Source organism: Streptomyces sp. NBC_00212 (genome assembly GCF_045206365.1).
Classification (GTDB): Bacteria; Actinomycetota; Actinomycetes; order Streptomycetales; family Streptomycetaceae; genus Streptomyces.
This window is the reverse complement of sequence record NZ_CP108115.1, coordinates 1088530-1106355: the sequence shown is the minus strand read 5'-3', so window position 1 is coordinate 1106355 and position 17826 is coordinate 1088530. Positions and strand designations below refer to the sequence as shown.

17 protein-coding genes and 1 tRNA gene are annotated in these 17826 nt (G+C 72.0%); 12 read left to right on the top strand and 6 right to left on the bottom strand.

Annotated elements, in window-relative coordinates; genetic code table 11:
- Positions 1–10: 10 nt before the first annotated feature.
- A complete protein-coding gene (locus OHA17_RS05135) occupies positions 11–925 on the bottom strand; it encodes a DMT family transporter (RefSeq protein ID WP_398872759.1) in 915 nt (304 codons plus the stop codon).
- The gene (locus tag OHA17_RS05130; protein ID WP_406504437.1) at positions 922–1812 is read right to left on the bottom strand and encodes a phosphatase PAP2 family protein; all 891 of its coding nucleotides are present in this window, start codon (positions 1810–1812) and stop codon (positions 922–924) included. Before OHA17_RS05130 ends, OHA17_RS05135 begins: the two co-directional genes overlap by 4 nt.
- A gap of 171 nt (positions 1813–1983) precedes the next feature.
- Here OHA17_RS05130 and OHA17_RS05125 point away from each other — a divergent pair, with 171 nt between their 5' ends.
- Positions 1984–2583, top strand: a complete 600-nt coding sequence (locus OHA17_RS05125) for a TetR/AcrR family transcriptional regulator (protein WP_053730962.1) — start codon at positions 1984–1986, stop codon at positions 2581–2583.
- A 69-nt stretch (positions 2584–2652) separates the two neighbouring features.
- Here OHA17_RS05125 and OHA17_RS05120 read toward each other — a convergent pair whose 3' ends face one another.
- On the bottom strand, positions 2653–3432 hold the full coding sequence (locus OHA17_RS05120; RefSeq protein ID WP_398872764.1) for a DeoR/GlpR family DNA-binding transcription regulator: 780 nt from the start codon (positions 3430–3432) through the stop codon (positions 2653–2655).
- Positions 3433–3589: 157 nt separating this feature from the next.
- Here OHA17_RS05120 and OHA17_RS05115 point away from each other — a divergent pair, with 157 nt between their 5' ends.
- From OHA17_RS05115 to OHA17_RS05090, 6 genes are all read left to right on the top strand, one after another.
- Entirely contained in the window at positions 3590–4474 is an 885-nt protein-coding gene (locus OHA17_RS05115) for an SIS domain-containing protein (protein ID WP_406504434.1), read from the top strand.
- A gap of 54 nt (positions 4475–4528) precedes the next feature.
- A complete protein-coding gene (locus tag OHA17_RS05110) occupies positions 4529–5386 on the top strand; it encodes a ketose-bisphosphate aldolase (RefSeq protein ID WP_406504432.1) in 858 nt (285 codons plus the stop codon).
- Between the two features lie 109 nt (positions 5387–5495).
- Positions 5496–6725, top strand: coding sequence for a cytochrome P450 (locus OHA17_RS05105; RefSeq protein WP_406504430.1), 1230 nt, complete (start codon positions 5496–5498; stop codon positions 6723–6725).
- Between the two features lie 139 nt (positions 6726–6864).
- Positions 6865–7620, top strand: coding sequence for a (Fe-S)-binding protein (locus OHA17_RS05100; protein WP_406504428.1), 756 nt, complete (start codon positions 6865–6867; stop codon positions 7618–7620).
- Positions 7617–9035, top strand: coding sequence for a LutB/LldF family L-lactate oxidation iron-sulfur protein (locus OHA17_RS05095; protein ID WP_406504426.1), 1419 nt, complete (start codon positions 7617–7619; stop codon positions 9033–9035). The genes OHA17_RS05100 and OHA17_RS05095 overlap by 4 nt, the downstream gene beginning before the upstream one ends.
- Positions 9032–9661: a lactate utilization protein C gene (locus tag OHA17_RS05090; RefSeq protein WP_406504424.1), complete on the top strand. Its 630-nt coding sequence runs from the start codon at positions 9032–9034 to the stop codon at positions 9659–9661. The genes OHA17_RS05095 and OHA17_RS05090 overlap by 4 nt, the downstream gene beginning before the upstream one ends.
- On the opposite strand, the gene OHA17_RS05085 is transcribed toward OHA17_RS05090, so the two are convergent.
- Positions 9651–10136 (bottom strand): DUF309 domain-containing protein, encoded by a 486-nt coding sequence (locus OHA17_RS05085; protein WP_406504422.1) that lies wholly within the window; start codon positions 10134–10136, stop codon positions 9651–9653. The genes OHA17_RS05090 and OHA17_RS05085 overlap by 11 nt on opposite strands.
- Positions 10137–10229: 93 nt before the next feature.
- Here OHA17_RS05085 and OHA17_RS05080 point away from each other — a divergent pair.
- The 3 genes from OHA17_RS05080 to OHA17_RS05070 all read left to right on the top strand — a co-directional run bounded on the left by OHA17_RS05080 (position 10230) and on the right by OHA17_RS05070 (position 13013).
- A tRNA-Pro gene (locus OHA17_RS05080) sits at positions 10230–10303 on the top strand.
- A gap of 374 nt (positions 10304–10677) precedes the next feature.
- Positions 10678–12201, top strand: a complete 1524-nt coding sequence (locus OHA17_RS05075; RefSeq protein WP_406504421.1) for a helix-turn-helix domain-containing protein — start codon at positions 10678–10680, stop codon at positions 12199–12201.
- Positions 12202–12293: 92 nt separating this feature from the next.
- Positions 12294–13013 (top strand): MgtC/SapB family protein, encoded by a 720-nt coding sequence (locus tag OHA17_RS05070; RefSeq protein WP_406504419.1) that lies wholly within the window; start codon positions 12294–12296, stop codon positions 13011–13013.
- Between the two features lie 15 nt (positions 13014–13028).
- On the opposite strand, the gene OHA17_RS05065 is transcribed toward OHA17_RS05070, so the two are convergent.
- The gene (locus OHA17_RS05065) at positions 13029–13835 is read right to left on the bottom strand and encodes a hypothetical protein (RefSeq protein WP_406504417.1); all 807 of its coding nucleotides are present in this window, start codon (positions 13833–13835) and stop codon (positions 13029–13031) included.
- 297 nt (positions 13836–14132) lie between these two features.
- Here OHA17_RS05065 and OHA17_RS05060 point away from each other — a divergent pair, with 297 nt between their 5' ends.
- Positions 14133–14786, top strand: a complete 654-nt coding sequence (locus OHA17_RS05060; protein WP_406504415.1) for a chaplin — start codon at positions 14133–14135, stop codon at positions 14784–14786.
- A 64-nt stretch (positions 14787–14850) separates the two neighbouring features.
- On the opposite strand, the gene OHA17_RS05055 is transcribed toward OHA17_RS05060, so the two are convergent.
- A complete protein-coding gene (locus OHA17_RS05055; RefSeq protein ID WP_406504414.1) occupies positions 14851–15366 on the bottom strand; it encodes a hypothetical protein in 516 nt (171 codons plus the stop codon).
- Positions 15367–16583: 1217 nt separating this feature from the next.
- Here OHA17_RS05055 and OHA17_RS05050 point away from each other — a divergent pair.
- Entirely contained in the window at positions 16584–17825 is a 1242-nt protein-coding gene (locus OHA17_RS05050; protein ID WP_406510634.1) for a cytochrome P450, read from the top strand.
- Position 17826: the final 1 nt, after the last annotated feature.

Sequence of the window (17826 nt, the reverse complement as noted above, 5' to 3'; positions counted from 1 at the left end):
GCGGGTGCCCTCAGGCGGTGATGCGGACGGCCGGCTCGGGGGCCGACAGGTCGGTGGGCAGGGGCGCGGGCACAGGCGCGGGGAGTTCCGCGGGCGTCGCGCCGGTCAGCATGAGCACGCCGCGGGCGGCGACGCCCGCCGACGCGGCGGCGACCAGCCAGCCGAGCGGTCCGCCGTGGAAGCTCTCGCCGAGCAGCGCGACCCCGATCACCGCGGCCGCCGCCGGGTTGGCGAGGTTCACCACGGCCAGCGGGGCGGCCAGGCCTCCGCGGTAGGCGGCCTGCGAGAGCAGCAGCCCGCCGACGGCGAACGTCGCGACGAGCACCGCGAGCAGGGCGGTCTGCCACCAGTTCAGCGGGCCCCCGGGCAGTTCGCGGGCCAGCGACGCGGTGACGGTCTGGGTCAGCGCGGACGCCACGCCCGAGGCGACGCCGGACGCGGTGGCATGGCCGAGGCCGCCGCCGCGTGCGGAGTGCGCCCCGGCCCGTACGAGGAAGGCGAGCAGCAGCGCGGTGGCCGCGGCGATGGCGAGCGCCTCGCGCAGGCTGAGCGCGTCGCCGGGGCTCGCGGGACCGGTGACCGCGATCAGGCCCGTGAGCCCGGCCAGCGTCCACGCCGCGCCGCGCCATTCACGCCGGGTGACGCGCCGCCGCTCGTAGTACGCGGAGAGCGGCAGCGCGGCGACCAGGGTGAGTGCGCCGAGCGGCTGGACCAGGGTGAGCGGGCCGTAGTGGAGCGCGGCCACGTGCATGAGGGCGCCGGCCGCGTTGAGGCCGACCGCCCACCACCACAGCGGGCGGGTGAGCAATTGCCCGATACCGCCGCCACCTTGAGCGGCGAGCCGGGACTGCCCGACGGCGGCCAGCGCGTAGCCGGCGGCCGAGGCGAGCGAGAGCAGGATGGCGAGCAGCGCGGATTCGTTCATCGCACGGCCTCGGAGAGCTGGGGCGAGGGTGCCTGCTGGGACGCGAGGGCGGGCTGAGCGGCGGGGGTCTGCGGAGCCCCGGATGCCTGCTCCGAGGCGGGAGCCTGCCGACCCGCCTTGGATGCCGCAGGCAACCTTGCGGGCTGCTTCGGCGACGGCACGAAGTACAGCACCGCCCCCAGCAGCGCGGTGGCCACGATCGCGTCCAGCCAGTAGTGGTTCGCGGTGCCGACGACCACGAACAGGGTGAGCGCCGGGTGCAGCAGCCACAGCCGGCGCCAGCGGCTCCGGGTCGCCATGATCATGCCGATCGCGACCATCAGGGCCCAGCCGAAGTGCAGCGAGGGCATCGCCGCGAACTGGTTCGCCATGGCGTCGTTGTCCGGCGTCGCGGCGTACACGGAGGGCCCGTAGACCTGTGCGGTGTCGACGAGTCCGGCCGTGGTGAGCATGCGCGGCGGGGCGAGCGGGACCGTGATGTGCAGGACCAGGGCGGCGGCCGTGAGCCCCGCGAGCACCCGGCGCGACCACAGGTAGTGGCCCGGGCGGCGCAGGTACAGGTAGACCAGGAAGGCCACCGTGGCCGGGAAGTGCACCGTCGCGTAGAAGGTGTTCGCGTCCTTGACGAGGGTGTCGCCGTGCAGCAGCAGATGCTGCACGGAGCCCTCGCCGGGCAGGTGCAGCGCGCGCTCCCAGCTCCAGACGCGGTCGGCGTTGTCGAAGGCACTCGCCTCGTGTCCGTTGGCCAGCCGGCGGCCGAACTTGTACACGAGGAAGAGCGCGGTCACGAGCAGCAGCTCGCGTACCAGGGGCGGCCGGGAAGCGGTCGTCTCCGGTCCGGCGGGACGGGTCTGGCGACGCGTCCCCGTGGTTATACCGGCAAACATTCTCCGGCCCCTTTGAACCTGGATCGATACGTGGAAAAAACACAAGCAAACGTAGGAAGGCTAGATCGAAACTCATCGAGACGCAAACGTCTCGATACGTTTGCGTCTCGGTTGAGCGGAGCCTACTCTCGTACGTGCAGGAGCACCCCTTGTTTTTCTCCGGAGGGAACGATGTCGACGCAGGCCGCCACGGCCGCTGCCCGCCGCAGCAAGATCAGCCCCGAGCGCGAGCTGGAGCTGTACGACGCGGTGCTCGACCTGCTCAGAGAGGGTGGCTACGACTCCGTCACGATGGAGGGCGTGGCCGCGCGCACCAAGTGCGGCAAGGCCACCCTGTACCGGCAGTGGAAGAGCAAGTCGCTGCTCGTCACCGCCGCCCTGGGCAGGAACCGCTGCTCGTTCTTCACCGGCATCGACACCGGCACCCTCGCCGGGGACCTGCGCGAGGCGGCCCGGGCGGTCGGCCGGCGCGAGGGCCCCGACACCGCGCTCATGGAAGCTGTCGGCCAGGCCTACATCAAGCACCCGGACCTGCGCGAAGCCCTGCGCGAGACCGTCCTGAACCCCGAGATCGCCGCCCTCGACGCGATGCTCCGGCGCGGCGTCGAGCGCGGGGAGGTGGCGGCGGACAACCCGGCGATCGGGTACGTCGCCCCCATGATCATGGGCATGCTGCGTGTCGAGCGCCTCTTCGAGGACCGCTTCCGCGGCGAGGACACGCTGCCGGGACTCCTTGAGTCGGTCATCCTCCCGGCGCTGCGGATCGGCTGACCGGGCCCAACTCGGCGCTGCCGCAAGCCAGTTGGAGGTGCTCCGGGAGAGACTGCTGCCCCTCCCCGCTCAGACCGCGAGCACCGTCACCCCGGCCTCGGTGAACTCGGCCACCGTCTCCTGCGAGACCGCGGTGTCCGTCACCAGCGTGCCCACCTGCGACGTCGCACAGATCCGGGCGAACGTCCGCTTGCCCAGCTTCGTCGAGTCCGCGGCCACGACGACCCGCTGCGCCCGCTCGCACAGCAGCCGGTTGATGCCGGCCTCGTCCTCGTCGTGCGCCGAGGCCCCGTGCGTCACGTCGAAGGCGCCGACGCCGAGCACCGCCACATCCATCGTGATCTGGTTCAGCACCCCGCCCGCGAGGGGCCCCGTGAGCTCGTACGACTGCGGACGGGCCACCCCGCCGGTCACCACGATCTTGAATTGAGGCCGCACCGCCAGCTCGTTGGCGATGTTGAGCGCGTTCGTGACAATCGTCAACGCCGGTGATCCGGTGGCCAGTTCGGGCCGCACGGCCAGTGCGCGGGCGACCTCCGTCGTCGTGGTGCCGCCGGTCAGGCCGACCGCCTCGCCGGGGGCGACCAGATCCGCCACCGCCTTCGCGATGCGCTGCTTCTCCGAGGCCTGGCGCGCCGTCTTGTAGCGCAGGGGCAGCTCGTAGGAGACGCCGTGGACGAGCGCGCCGCCCCGGGTGCGCACCAGCATCTGCTGCTCGGCGAGCTGGTCGAAGTCGCGGCGGATCGTCGCGGCCGAGACCCCGAGGGCGGTCGCCGCCTCGTCGACGTCCAGGCGGCCCTGTTCCACGAGCAGTTCGAGGAGCGCCTGCCAGCGGGCATCGCGAGACATCCGCGCCCTCCATTCTTCGTACCGGTAACCGTCCGTAATGACCTTAGCGCACGGTCAGATGCTTGATCGTGCTCGAAATCGAGCTATATTTTGCAGAAACAAGCATGTGGCGCGTCAGATCCAGAGAGTGTCAGATTTCAGAGGGTGGGAGCCCGGCATGAGCCATGTCGCGAACGAACTGAGCAGTCAGCCCGAATGCTGGAAGCGGGCGGCCGAACTGGCCCTCCAGCACAAGGACGCCCTGCCGGCCCCCGGCGAGCGCGTCGCCGTCGTCGGCTGCGGCACCTCCTTCTTCATGGCGCAGGCCGTCGCCGCGCTCCGCGAGAGCGCGGGCCTCGGTGAGACCGACGCCTTCGCCGCCTCCGAATTCCCCGCCTCGCGCACCTACGACCGGGTCGTCGCGCTGACCCGCTCCGGCACCACCACCGAGGTGCTCGACCTCCTCGCGCAGGTGCGCGGCCGGACCCGTACCACCGCCGTCACGGCCGACCCCGCCACGCCGGTGATGCGGGCCGCCGACGACATCATGGTGCTCGACTTCGCGGACGAGGAGTCGGTCGTCCAGACCCGCTTCGCCACCACCGCGTTCACGCTGCTCCGCGCCCACCTCGGGCTGCACACCGAGCAGGCCGTCGCCGACGCCCGCACCGCGCTCGCCGAGCCGCTGCCCGAAGGCCTCGTGGAATCAACCCAGTTCAGCTTCCTCGGCCGCGGCTGGACCAACGGCCTCGCCCAGGAAGCCGCCCTCAAGATGCGCGAGGCGTCGCTGTCCTGGACCGAGGCCTACCCGGCGATGGAGTACCGCCACGGCCCCATCAGCATCTCCACCACCACGACCGCCACCTGGATGTTCGGCGAAGCCCCCGAAGGGCTGGCCGAGCAGGTGGCCGCGACCGGTGCGCTGTGGATCGAGGGCCGCCTCGACCCGCTCGCCGAACTCGTCCGCGCCCAGCGCCTCGCCGTCGCCGTCGCGGCCGCCCGCGGACTCGACCCGGACCGGCCGCGCCACCTCACCCGCTCCGTCATCCTCGACGGCGCGTGAGCGGGCGCGAGACGTGAGACCGAACAACGTGACACAGGTGAAGGGGAAGCACTGATGCCACTCGCCCGGACCGGCACACTCGTCGCCGAGGCCGCCGCCAAACGCCGCGCCGTCGCGGCCTTCAACATCATCACGCTGGAGCACGCCGAGGCGGTCATCGCGGGCGCCGAGGCGGCCAAGTCGCCGGTCGTCCTCCAAGTCAGCGAGAACGTGGTCAAGTTCCGCTACGGCCGGGTCCTGCCGCTCGCCCGCGCCGCCGCCGCGGCCGCCGAAGCCGCCTCCGTACCGGTCGCGCTCCACCTCGACCACGTCAAGCAGGACGAACTCCTGCGCCAGGCCGCCGACGCCGGCTTCAGCTCCGCCATGTACGACGCGGCCCACCTGTCGTACGAGGACAACCTGGCCGCGACCAGGGCGGCCGCTGATTGGGCGCACACCCAAGGGCTGTGGATCGAGGCCGAGTTGGGGGAGGTCGGCGGCAAGGACGGCAAGGCGCCCCTTGACGCGCACGCGCCCGGCGCGCGCACCGACCCCGACGAGGCGCGGCAGTTCGTCGCCGAGTCGGGCGTCGACGCGCTCGCCGTGGCCATCGGCAGCACCCACGCCATGACCTCGCGCACCGCCGAACTGGACCACGCCCTCCTCGCCAGGCTCGACGACGCGCTGAGGGTCCCGCTCGTCCTGCACGGCTCCTCCGGCGTACCGGACGACGCGCTGTCGGCCGCCGTGGCCGGCGGCATCGCCAAGGTCAACATCGGCACCGCGCTGAACATCGCCATGACCGACGCCATCCGCTCCTATCTCGCCGCCCACCCCGAAGCGGTGGACGCCCGCACCTACCTGACGGTCGGCCGCCAGGCGATGGCCGCGACCGTCACCCGCCTCATCGGGGTGCTCGACCGGATCGCCTGAGGAGCACGCGCCCGCCGCCGGGCCCCAGCGGGGCCCCGGCGGCGAAAGCGCCACGTTCTGCCCGTACGGCACTCTTCCGATGTGGCCGGACGTCATAGACGATGGGCCTGTGGACAGGCATGAGCACGCTCGGCTCGACGCGCTGCAGCGCGACCCCTATCCGCACTATGCGCGGGCCCGGCACGCCGAGGGCCTGACCTTCGTGCCGGAGCTCGACGCCTGGCTGGTGGCCCGGGACGCGGACGTACGCGAAGTCCTGCGCCGCCCCGAGGCGTTCTCCTCCGCCAACGCCCTGCGCCCCGACGTTCTGCCGGGGCCCACGGTGCTCGCCGAGATGGGCCGGGGATTCGGCGGCCGCCCCGTCGTGGTCAGCTCCGACGGAGCCCTCCACCAGCGGCTGCGTGCCCCGATCGTGCACGGCCTCACCTCCTCCCGCGTCGCCGCGGTCGTGCCCTACGCGGTGGACCGCGCGACCGCGCTGATCGACGCCTTCGCCGGCCACGGCTCGGCCGACCTCATGGCGGAGTTCGCGCTCAAACTGCCCGGCCAGGTGATCGGACGCCTGATGGGCCTCGACGAGGCAGACGTGCCGCTCGCCGTGCACGGCGGCTACCGCGCCGAGCAGCTCCTCTTCCGACCCCTGCCGGAGAAGGACCAGCTCGCCGCGGCCCGCGACGTGGTCGAGATGCAGCACCTCCTCGACACCTACGTACGGGAACGGCACGCCCACCCTCAGGACGACCTGTGCACCACGCTGATCAGCGCGCTCGCGCCGGGCGGCGACCCGCCCGCCACCGAGCTCACGCTCGACGAGCGCCACGAGATGGTCGCCCACCTGCAGAACTTCCTGCTCGCCGGGCACCTCACCACGAGCGCCCTGATCGGCTCGACGCTGCTGCACCTGATGCACCACCCCACGCAGTGGGAACTCCTGTGCCAGAAGCCCGAGTTGATCCCGGCCACCGTCGAGGAGGCCGCCCGCTACGACAGCCCGATCCAGGGCTTCCGCCGCATCACCACCCGCCCGGTCGTGCTGTCCGGCACCGAACTTCCCGTCGGGGCCGTGGTGTTCGTGGCGTACGGATCCGCCAACCGCGACCCGAGCCGCCACGAACGCCCCGACGTCTTCGACATCACCCGCCCGCCCGCGCGCCACCTCGCCTTCGGGTACGGCGTGCACGGCTGCCCGGGCTACGCGCTGGCCCGCGAACAGCTCCGGGTCACCCTGGAACTGCTGACCTCGCGGCTGCCGGGGTTGCGGCTTGCCGAGGAGAGACCCGTCGTCATGCGCCCCACGATGATCCACCGCTCGCCGGAGGAACTTCCGCTGGTGTGGTGAGGGACGTCAACTGCCTTTGGACTCAGGGGAGTTGTCGGATGTCTGCGGGACTGCTTCCTCGGTGGATGCCCCGATTCGGCCGTAATCTCCGCTGATCACGGTCCTACCGTGAACCACCCGCGCGGCATATCCTCCGACCATGCGAGTCGCACTCTTCGTCACCTGCGTCAATGACGCGGTGTACCCGGCCACCGGCATCGCGACGGTGAAGCTGCTCGAACGGCTCGGGGTCGAGGTGGATTTCCCGGCCGGGCAGACGTGCTGCGGGCAGCCGCAGTTCAACACCGGATACCGGCACGAGACCGAGCCCCTGGTGCGCCGGATGGGCCGGGTCTTCGAGGGCTACGACCACATCGTCACCCCCTCCGGCTCCTGCGTGGCGATGGTCCGCGACAACTATCCCCGCATCGCCCGCAAGGCGGCCGCCGAAGGCCGGGGCGCGGAGCTCGGCCGGGTCGCGGAATCTCTCGTACCGCGCGTGTACGAGCTGACCGAGTTCCTCGTCGACGTGCTCGGCGTGACCGACGTCGGCGCGTACTTCCCGCACACTGTCACCTACCACCCCTCCTGCCACGGCCTGCGCCTGCTCGGCCTCGGCGACCGGCCGCGCAGACTGCTTGAGGCGGTCAAGGGCCTGGAGCTGCGCGAACTGCCCGGCGCCGAGGAATGCTGCGGCTTCGGCGGCACCTTCGCCGTCAAGAACCCGGACGTCTCCGCGGCGATGGGCACCGACAAGGTGCGCAGCGCGGCCGCCACCGGAGCCGAGGTGCTGTGCGGCGCCGACAACTCCTGCCTGATGCACCTCGGCGGCATCCTCCACCGCCAGGACGCCCCGATGCGGGCGCTGCACATCGCCGAGATCCTTCTCAGCACGGAAGCGGAGCCCCACGTATGAGCGGCACCTTCATCGGAATGCCTGCGTTCCCGAGGGCAGCCCACGACGCCCTGCGCGACACCACCCTGCGCGGCAATCTGCGCCACGCCACCCACACCATCCGCGACAAGCGCGCCAAGGCGGTCGCCGAACTCGCCGACTGGCAGCAACTGCGGGAGGCGGGCAAGCGCATCAAGGACCACACCCTGCGCCATCTCGACCGCTACCTGGTGCAGTTGGAGGAGTCCGTCACCGCGGCCGGGGGCACCGTCCACTGGGCCGCCGACGCGGAGGACGCCAACCGCATCGTCGCCGAACTGATCAAGGCCACGGGGGAGACGGAGGTGGTCAAGGTGAAATCCATGGCCACCCAGGAGATCGGCCTCAACGAGGCGCTCGCCGCCGAAGGCATCCACGCCTACGAGACCGACCTCGCCGAGCTCATCGTCCAGCTCGGCGACGACCGGCCCTCGCACATCCTCGTCCCGGCCATCCATCGCAACCGGGGCGAGATCCGCGACATCTTCCTTGAAAAGATGGCCAGTTGGGGCAGGCCAGCCCCCGACGGGCTCACCGACACGCCCGCCGATCTCGCCGAGGCCGCCCGGCTGCACCTGCGCGAGAAGTTCCTGCGGGCCAAGGTGGGCGTCTCGGGCGCCAACTTCATGGTCGCCGACACGGGCACCCTGGTCGTCTTCGAGTCCGAGGGCAACGGCCGCATGTGCCTGACCCTCCCCGAAACGCTGATCTCGGTCGTCGGCATCGAGAAGGTGGTCCCCACCTGGCAGGACCTTGAGGTGTTCCTCCAGACCCTGCCGCGCTCCTCGACGGCCGAGCGGATGAACCCGTACACCAGCATGTGGACCGGCACCGCCGACGGCGACGGCCCCCAGACCTTCCACCTCGTCCTGCTCGACAACGGCCGCACCGACGCGCTGGCCGACGACACCGGCCGCCAGGCCCTGCGCTGCATCCGCTGCTCGGCCTGCCTGAATGTGTGCCCCGTGTACGAACGGGCCGGCGGCCACGCCTACGGATCGGTCTACCCGGGCCCCATCGGAGCCATCCTCACCCCTCAACTCCGGGGCACGACAAGCGAGATCGACGCCTCGCTGCCGTACGCCTCGTCGCTGTGCGGCGCCTGCTACGAGGTCTGCCCGGTCGCCATCGACATCCCGGAAGTCCTGGTCCACCTCCGGGAGAGGGTCGCAGGCCAGGGCGGCCGGGGGCACCGCCTGGAGAAGGCGGCGATGAAGGCGGCCAGTTGGGCCATGGACCGCCCCGCCGTCATGGCGGCGGGGGAGCGGGCGGCGGCGAGGACCCGCGCGCTGCACCCGAAGCGACCGCCGGGCGCGAAGGCCTGGACGGACAGCCGCGACCTGCCGGAACTCCCCGAAGAACCCTTCCGTGACTGGTGGAAGAAGAACCGCGCATGAGCTCACGCGACCGCATCCTGGCCCGCGTCCGCGCCGCCGTCGACGGCGCCCCGGCGGCCCCCGCCGCCACCCGCGACTACCTGACGAGCCACACCCCGGACGACCCCGTGGCCGTACTCGACCTGCTGCACGAGAACCTCGCCGACTACCGAGCCGTCGTGCACCGCACGGATGCGGCCGGGGTGGCGCCCCTCATCGCCGCGTCGCTGGCCGCACGAGAGGCCCGGAGCGTGCTGGTGCCGGACGGGCTGCCGCCGCAGTGGCTGTCGGGTGTCACGTCCGTACGCGTCGACGACACCCCGCGGTCCACGGCAGCCGAACTCGACCGCGTCGACAGCGTGGTCACCGGCTGCGCCCTGGCCATCGCCGAGACCGGCACCATCGTCCTGGACGCGGGACCGGGCCAGGGCCGCCGCCGGATCACCCTCGTGCCCGACCACCACATCTGCGTCGTACGGGTCCCGGACCAGGTCGTCGCCTCCGTCCCGCAGGCCATGTCCCGGCTCGACCCGCGCCGCCCGCTGACCTGGATCTCGGGCCCGTCCGCGACCAGCGACATCGAACTCGACCGGGTGGAAGGCGTGCACGGCCCCCGCACCCTCGAAGTGATCCTGCTCAGCGGGTGATCCGGGGCGCCTCGGCCGCCGCGTCGACCGGGCCCGGCAGCCGGCCCGCCAACTCCCGCGCCCACACGGCGAGCCCGGCCAGATCGATCCCGTACGTCGGTACGCCGTCGCGCGCCGCGTACTCGGCGAGCGAGCCCGTGCCGCGATCGAGGAGCGAGGCCCCGCCCTTCGCATTGCCGCGCGCGGCATGCGTCAGACCCACCGCGAGCTGCGCCAACCCCCGCCACAGCGGCTCCTCCTGGGCCGGGCCCGACTTCCACGCGTCCTCGAACACCTCGTGCGCGTGGAACGGCATCCCCGCGTCGAGCAGCCGCTGCGCCTCCCGCACCGTCTCCTCAGGAGACCTGGTCACGCCCTCCGGCTGGCGGGCCACCCCCTCGGCGTCATGGGGCAGCGGCCGGCCGAGCCCGTCCCTGGGCCGTGCGTTGCGCGCCCGCCCCTCGGCATCACGATCGCGGTCTGCGGAACTGTCCATGTGCCGATTGTCCCCCGTTCCTGCTGCGGTCCCAGAGTGCGGTATGGTTCTCATGCACGAACGGCCGGGGGAAACCCCAGGTCAGACGGGCACCGGGACGTGGCGCAGCTTGGTAGCGCACTTGACTGGGGGTCAAGGGGTCGCAGGTTCAAATCCTGTCGTCCCGACTCGAACGAGTCGTAGTCGAAGGCCGCATCGGAATCATTCCGATGCGGCCTTTCGCCGTTTCCGGGGCGGTTCTGATCCCCTGCCCATCGGGGAACCCCCGCCGTACGGAATGGCGTTGACGGTCCGGGGGCATCCACACCCTCGACCGCGGTTGCCCGCGGCCCGTTCACAGGATGAGTGAAGCAACGTGGCCGGGTCCGCCGCGACTGGTGCGTCACACGGAAAACCACCATCGGACAGAGCCATCTCTGGAGGATCAAACAAGAGGTATATCGGCCAGCTCGCCTTGCATCTACGATGCAGATACTCATATTCACCTGGTGAATGCGAGAACCGGTGCCAGCGGCCCGGCACCCGCACCAAGGAGCCACTCATGCACGTCGAAGACCTCCTGCGTCTCGAATCCCTCGACCTGGAACTGCTCTGGGGCGAGGAGAAGCAGCTCGTCCGGGAGATCACCGGGGTGACCGCCACCGACCTGGAGGACCCGACCCGCTTCCTGCGGCCGGGCGAGGTCGTTCTGAGCGGTCTGGTGTGGTGGAGCCCCGGGGGCGGGACGGAGAAAATCAGCCGTTTCGTCTCGGCGCTGGCGACCGCGGGCGCGGCGGCCCTGCTGGCCGGCGAGGAGACGCACGGGGCCGTGCCCGACGAGCTGACCCGGTCGTGCCGCGAGAACGGCATCCCGCTTCTCGCCGTGCCCTCGCGCACCAACTTCCGCGCCATCACCGAGGCCGTCTATCTGCGCCAGTGGGGCGACCTCAGCAGGCGGCCCACCTCGCACCGCTACGCCCTGCCCGAGAACGTCCGCAGCGAGCTCAGCGACCTCGTCCGGGCCGGCGCGGAACCCGACGTCCTGCTCGACCGGGCGCTCGCCCACCTCGGCACCCCGGACTGCTACGTACTGACACCGACCGGGCGCACCGTCGCGCGCACCCCGAAGGCTCCCGCGATCCCCGCGCAGCGGGCCCGGGAGCTGCTGCGCCGCGCACCCGACGGGCTCACCCTGCGGATAGACACCGACAGTTCGGCCTACGACAGCTGGCACCTGCACCTCGCCGACGCGGCCACCGTCCCGCCCCGCCTCCTGCACGAGACGGCCGACGTGTTCGCGGACCACCGGTACGGCCGGGACCGGGCGCGGAAGGAGGCCCGGCGGAGGGCCGGTGACCTGGTCCGGCTCATCGACGCGCGGACCGCCGATCTCTCCGCGCTGCGGGCCGGGCTCACCGCCTGCGGGCTGTCCCACGACGGCCCGTTCCGCGTCGTCACCGCCGCCGCGAGGACCGACGCCGACCAGGACGCGGCGGCGGACGCCCTCGCCGAGGCGCTGCGCCACATCCCGGACCGTCCGTTCGCCCTCGGCCGTCTCCCGCACGGCGAGGCGGTGGCCGTGGTCCAGGGCGGCCCCGAACCGGCCGCGGAACTGGGGGAGTTGTGGGCGGTGGTGCAGGCCTGCGCGCCCCTCGTCCCGCTGCACGGCGGCATCGGCGCCGAGGTCACCTCGCCGGACCGGCTCAACTCCAGCCTGACCGGCGCGCGTTACGCCCTCGCCACCGCACGCTCGAAGGCGCCCGACGGGCCGAGGCTCGGCTCCGTAGCGGACCTCACCACGCTGGAGGGGCTGCTCGCCGGCATCCCCGCCGACGTCCGGGCGGCCTACCACGACCGCGTCCTGGGGCCCCTGGCCGACGACGGCAACGCCTCCTCGCAGATGCTCCGGGAGACCCTGGAGTCCTTCCTCGCGCACAACGGATCCTGGGCGCGCACCGCCGAGGCCCTGCACCTGCACGTCAACACCGTCCACTACCGCATCCAGCGCATCGAGGTCCTCACCGGCCGCGACCTCTCCCGCCTGGAGCACAAGCTCGACCTGTACGCCGCGCTGCGCTGCCGCTGAATCAGGCGGGCGGGACGCCATGGATCGTGGCTGTATGGGTAGGGAGAGCCTGTTCGTGAGGTGGGCGCGGCCCGAGTGGGAAGGGGCACAGGATGGTGCTGCTGGCGGCCGGGGCGCTGGAGCCGAGTGGGCAGGGCTGGCTCCAGGCCGGTGAGTTCGGCCTGGCGTTCCTGCTCTCCGCGGCCATCGGCCTGGAGCGGGAGATCCGCCAGAAGGCCGCGGGGCTGCGGACGTACACCACGGTCGGCGTCGGAGCGGCCCTGTTCACGCTGGTCAGCAAGTACGGCTTCGCCGACGTCCTGCACGCCGGGACCATCGAGCTCGACCCGTCCCGTGTGACGGCGCAGATCGTGTCGGGGGTCGGCTTCATCGGCGCCGGGGTCATCTTCGTGCACCGGGGCTCCGTCCAGGGCCTCACCACGGCGGCCACGATCTGGCTGACGGCGGCCGTGGGCGCGGCCGCGGCCGCGGGCCTGCCGCTGCTCTCGATCCTGGCGACCGCCGCGTACTTCGTCGCCGCCTACGTGGTTCGCCCGATGGTCCACCGGCTGCCCGCGATGCGGTCCGTGGCGTCGACCTTCCGGATAGCGTACGAGCAGCGGCCCGGTCTGCTTCAAGAGCTCATGGAGCAGTGCGAGCGGGCCGGGTTCACCGTCGCGGGGCTCCAGATGCTGAGGGTGGGCGGCACCGGGGACACGGCGGAGGTGCTGATCTCGGCGGTGGGCCGCGCCGACCCGGCCGTCCTGACCGCCCGGTTCGCCGATGTGGCCGGTGTGGTGGCGTGCACGCGCGGCGGCAACGAGGACGAGTGAGAGCGCGCCCCGGCCTCAGGCCGGACGGGCCAGGTCGACGGGTGCCGTCCTCCTGGGCTTACGGGTGGCGAGAAAGCCGAGGACCACGGCGACCGTGATGGCGACGATGTGCTCGCGGCCCGCCAGGTTCGGCTTCTCGAAGGATCTGATCACGGTCGGGGTGACCGCGAAGAAGAACAGCACGGGCGCCCGCTTCACCGTGGCGACATGGGCGAAGAGGCCCACGACCGCGGCCGACGCCCCGGTGTCGACGACATGGGCCGCCTCCGGCGGCAGCCCCCACCAGCCGGGCCCCGCGGCGATCATGACCCGGGCGCTGATCGTGCCCGCGAGCGAGACGGCGTACGCCACCACCAGGGTCCGCCGGAGCCCCAGCACCAGCTGGGCCAGCGCGAACCCGAGGAACAGCACGGGGATGCCCGGCAGGGCCGGCATGTCGCGGGCCGGGACGAACAGCGAGAGCGGCGTGCGCAGCAGCACGAGCGGGATCGGGATGTCGCCCCGGACGTGCGAGGTGAGCCGCACCAGTACGGCGCCGGTGCGGTACTGGTCCACCGCGTGCAGCGAGAGCACCGCGGCGGACGCCAGGATCGCGATGAGGACGCCGGACAGGCCGCGCCGCACGAACTCGCGCACGGGCTCGGCGACGATGGAACGGAATTCGCGGAGCAGATTCCGTCCGAGGAAACGTACGAAGCTCTTGAGGCTGCGTTCGGCTCGACCGGGCGGTCGCGGCGCCGGGGCGGCGACGGGTCGCCGAATTCCGGCGAGCGCCGGTTCCGGCCCCGCGACCCGCACCCGGGCTTCCGTGTCCCCGCTCACCTTCAACCCCCAGACCCGCTCCGGCCAGGGACTCCCCACCGACCTCCGGTCGATCCTGCCATGGGACGCACGTGGGTCGGGGGCCGCCCCCGGACCTGTTCGATCATGGGTGCGGCGCATTCTCGCAGGCGGATATTCATGCACATAACGCCGTAAACCTCATGTATCCGACTCAAATCGATAATCAGGCCACTCGATGGGGTGAAAGGCGTATTAGGCATAACCCCTCCGGTCTCTCCGGAGTTGATGGCGGTGCGGGCGAGTGGCCCGCGACAACCTCCGGAAGGCAGGAAACCAATGAGACGGGTCGCCATGAAAGGCCTGGTCACGGCGGTGGCCGCGGGCGGTGTGCTGGCCGCGACCGGCTACGCCTACGCGGACTCCAACGCCGACGGCAGCGCTGACTCCTCCCCGGGCGTGCTGGCGGGAAACTCCGTGCAGCTTCCGGTGAACGTCCCGGTCAACGTGTGCGGGAACACCGTCGACGTGCTCGGACTGCTCAACCCCAGCGCGGGCAACACGTGCGCCAACGTCTCGGGCGCCCACCACGGCGCCAAGGCGGGTTCCGCGCACTCCGGCAACACCGGCGGAGCTTCCGCCTCCGGGCGAGGAAAGGATTCACCCGGGGTGCTCTCGGGCAACGGCCTCCAGCTCCCTGTTGATCTCCCCGTCAACATCTCCGGGAACTCGGTCAGCGTCGTCGGCGCGCTGAACCCGGCCGTCGGCAACACCTCGGTGAACCGCTCCACGCCGGTTCACCACCACCCGGCGGCTCCTCCCGCGCTCCAGGGGCCCGCACCGGTTCGGGCCGCCCCCGCGACGCCCGTGGCTCAGGGGTCCGCACTGGCCCACACCGGCGCCGACGGCATCGGCCTCGCGATCCCCGCGTCGGCCGCGCTGCTGCTGGGCGGCGGAGTGCTCTACCGACGCTTCCGCGGCGCCACGCGCTGACGCACCGGTAGCAGCCCGTGGCCCCGGCATCGATGCCGGGGCCACGGCCGTGCCGGGTGAGGGCTCAGGAGTGTGCGGGCGGGCAGTCGACCCGGATGTCCGGCGTGCCGTAGGTGTCGCTCGTGGAGAACAGGCCGCTGCCGTACTCGTAGTAGAGGTACGAGGAGAAGCCCAGGGTGCGCCCGCAGGTGGAGTCCGCGGCGATGCGGTACGTCAGGGTCACCGTGCGGCTCGCCCCGGGGGCCAGCGGGACCCCGTAGTTGAGGCCCAGTTTGGCGGCGTCCTTGCAGTCGGCGCCCGCCGTCTCGCAGGAGACCAGTGCGTACTTGAGGCCCGCCTGGCCGCTGGTGTCCCAGGTCGGCTGGATCGACTGGTAGACGAACCGGATCTCGGTCGACTGCGTGTTGGTGAGCGTCATCGTCAGGTCCACGGTGGAGCCGGGAAGGACCGCGTCCCTGTCGGTGCTGAACGTCAGATCGGCCGTGTCGGCGTTCGCCGGGGTGTCCACGCTGAACAACAGGGCGCCGGCGCATGTGAGGACCGCGGCGAGGCCGAGACCTACGAGGCGTGTCGTGTTCATGGCCCCGCAGACTAGAAGCCCCCGGGCCCGCCGTCGCCCACATCCTCCGCGTACGGCTCGAAACGGCCGTGCCGGGCGGTCCGGCGGTACGGGTTGTGCCCGGGCGGGTTCCCGCACTACAGCGGGGGGATCGCGGCGGCGCCTGCTGGGCCGTGTGCCGCTGTGCCGGATCCGGGGCAGCCCGGCGAAAACGGCGTGCTCCACACTTGGGACCGGGGCGCGAAATTCCTTGCCCCGAGCGGCAGTTGACGGCTGGGAGCGGGAACTTGCGTGACGATCCCGCGCGTTGGGCAGTCAAGCGGGGAACCGGCTTCGCACGAGCCGGCAACGCGACCGCATTGGGGGCGGATGACGTCATGGAGCAGACGGCCTGGCGATTCTCGGACGACCGCGGACAGATGTCGGCGGCGCCGGCACCTCCGTCCCGGGTGGTGGCCTACATACAGGCCGGCGCAACGCTGGAGGACCTGGGGATACGCCCCGTCGCGGTGTTCGGGTCCTTCCACGACGGTGCGGAACCCGACCCGGCGAAGTCCGGCGCGCTGCCGCTGGACGAGGTCGGCTATCTGGGTGCGGGAGCGGACCTTGACGTGGAAGCGCTGCTCGCCCCGGGGCCGGACCTCGTCGTCGCCGTCAGCTACGGCGGCGGCCAGGTGTACGGGCTCGACCCCGAGACGCTCAAGCACCTGGAGGAGCGGGTCCCGGTGGCCGTCCTGGACGTGGGCCAGGCGCACACGCCGACCCGCATACGGGGCCGATTCGCCGACCTGGCACGGTCGTTGGGGGCTCCGGAGGAGAACGGCGACGCGCTGCTCGCCGCCGAGGACCGGCTGCGTGCCGCCGCCGCGCGAACGCCCCGGCCGCGCGTCCTCGCGCTCTCCCCGGCGAGTGCGTCCGAGGTCCACCTGGCGCGCCCACAGGCCTGGCCCGAGCTGCGGGCCCTCGCGCAGTACGGCGTGGATCTCGTCGAACCGGGAGAGGGAGCGGGCGCCAACTGGTGCACGACAGGATGGCCGACGGCGGCCGAACTGCGGCCCGACATAGCCCTCGTGGACGTCCGGTCGAACGCGGCCCCGCTCGACGAGCTGCGGTCCGACGCGGCGTGGCGCGCCCTGGAGAACGGGTCCCGCGTCCTGCCCTGGAACCCCGAATCCCCGTGCAGCGCCCGCGCCCACGCGGCTTTTTTCGGCCAGGTGGCGGACGCCCTGGAAAAGAGTGTGAAGACGCCGGGGAAGGGCTCCCGTGTGCCCCTCGACCCGTTCGGGGCGGACATAGCCGCCGAGAGCGCCCGCCTGCGCGCGCTCGGGCCGATCGTTCCGGTCACTCTGCCGGGCGGCATCCCCGCCTGGGCGCCCACCGGCTACGACACTCTCAAGGCGCTGATCCTCGACCCCCGGGTCAGCAAGGACCCGCGCCGTCACTGGGCGCTCTTCGCGGAGCTGGGCCAACACCCCGAGTGGGGCTGGATCCTGGGCTGGGTCGGCGTGATCAACATGCTGTCCACGTACGGGCCCGACCACACCCGGCTGCGCAAACTCGTCGCCCCCAGCTTCACGGCGCGGCGTACCGAGGCGATGCGCGGCCGGGTCGAGACGATCACCGCCGAACTCCTCGACGGCCTCGGCGAAGCCGCCGCGTCCGGCGGGCCCGTCGACCTCAAGTCGGGCTACGCCCACCCCCTGCCGATGCGCCTCATCTGCGAACTCTTCGGCGTTCCGGACCACTTGACCGAGTCCACCGGGGCGCTGATCGCCGCCATCATGGACACCTCCGACCCGACCCCGCGGCACGCCGCGTTCGTGCAGGAGCAGATCGCCACCGTGCTCCCCGCCCTCGTCGCGTACAAGACCGAGCGGCCCGGCGACGACATGACGACCGAACTCATCAGGGTGCGCAACGAGGACGGCGACCGGCTCAGCGCCGAGGAACTCCTCCATACGCTGCTCGTGGTCATCGGCGCCGGGTTCGAGACCACGGTCAACCTCATCGGCAACGCCGTCGTCGCGCTCCTCGACGACCCCGGGCAGCTCGCCGCCGTCCGCTCGGGCGCGATCGGCTGGGACGCCGTCATCGACGAGACGCTGCGCGTCCACCCCTCGATCGCCAACCTCCCCCTGCGGTTCGCGATCAGCGACATCACCGTCGACGGCGTCACCGTCCCGGCGGGCGACGCGATCATCACCACGTACGCGGCCGCGGGCCTCGACCCGGCGCACTATGGCGCCGAAGCGGACTCCTTCGACGCGGCCCGCGGCGCCGACGACCACCTCGCCTTCGGCATCGGCGTGCACCGCTGCATCGGCGCCCCGCTCGCCCGGATGGAAGCCCTCACTGCCCTCCCGGCCCTCTTCGACCGCTTCCCGAACCTTCAACTCGCCGTAAAAGCAGCAGAGTTGAAACAAGTCCCGTCCTTCATCGCCTTCGGCTGGCAGGAGATACCGGTGCGCCTCGGGCAGTAGC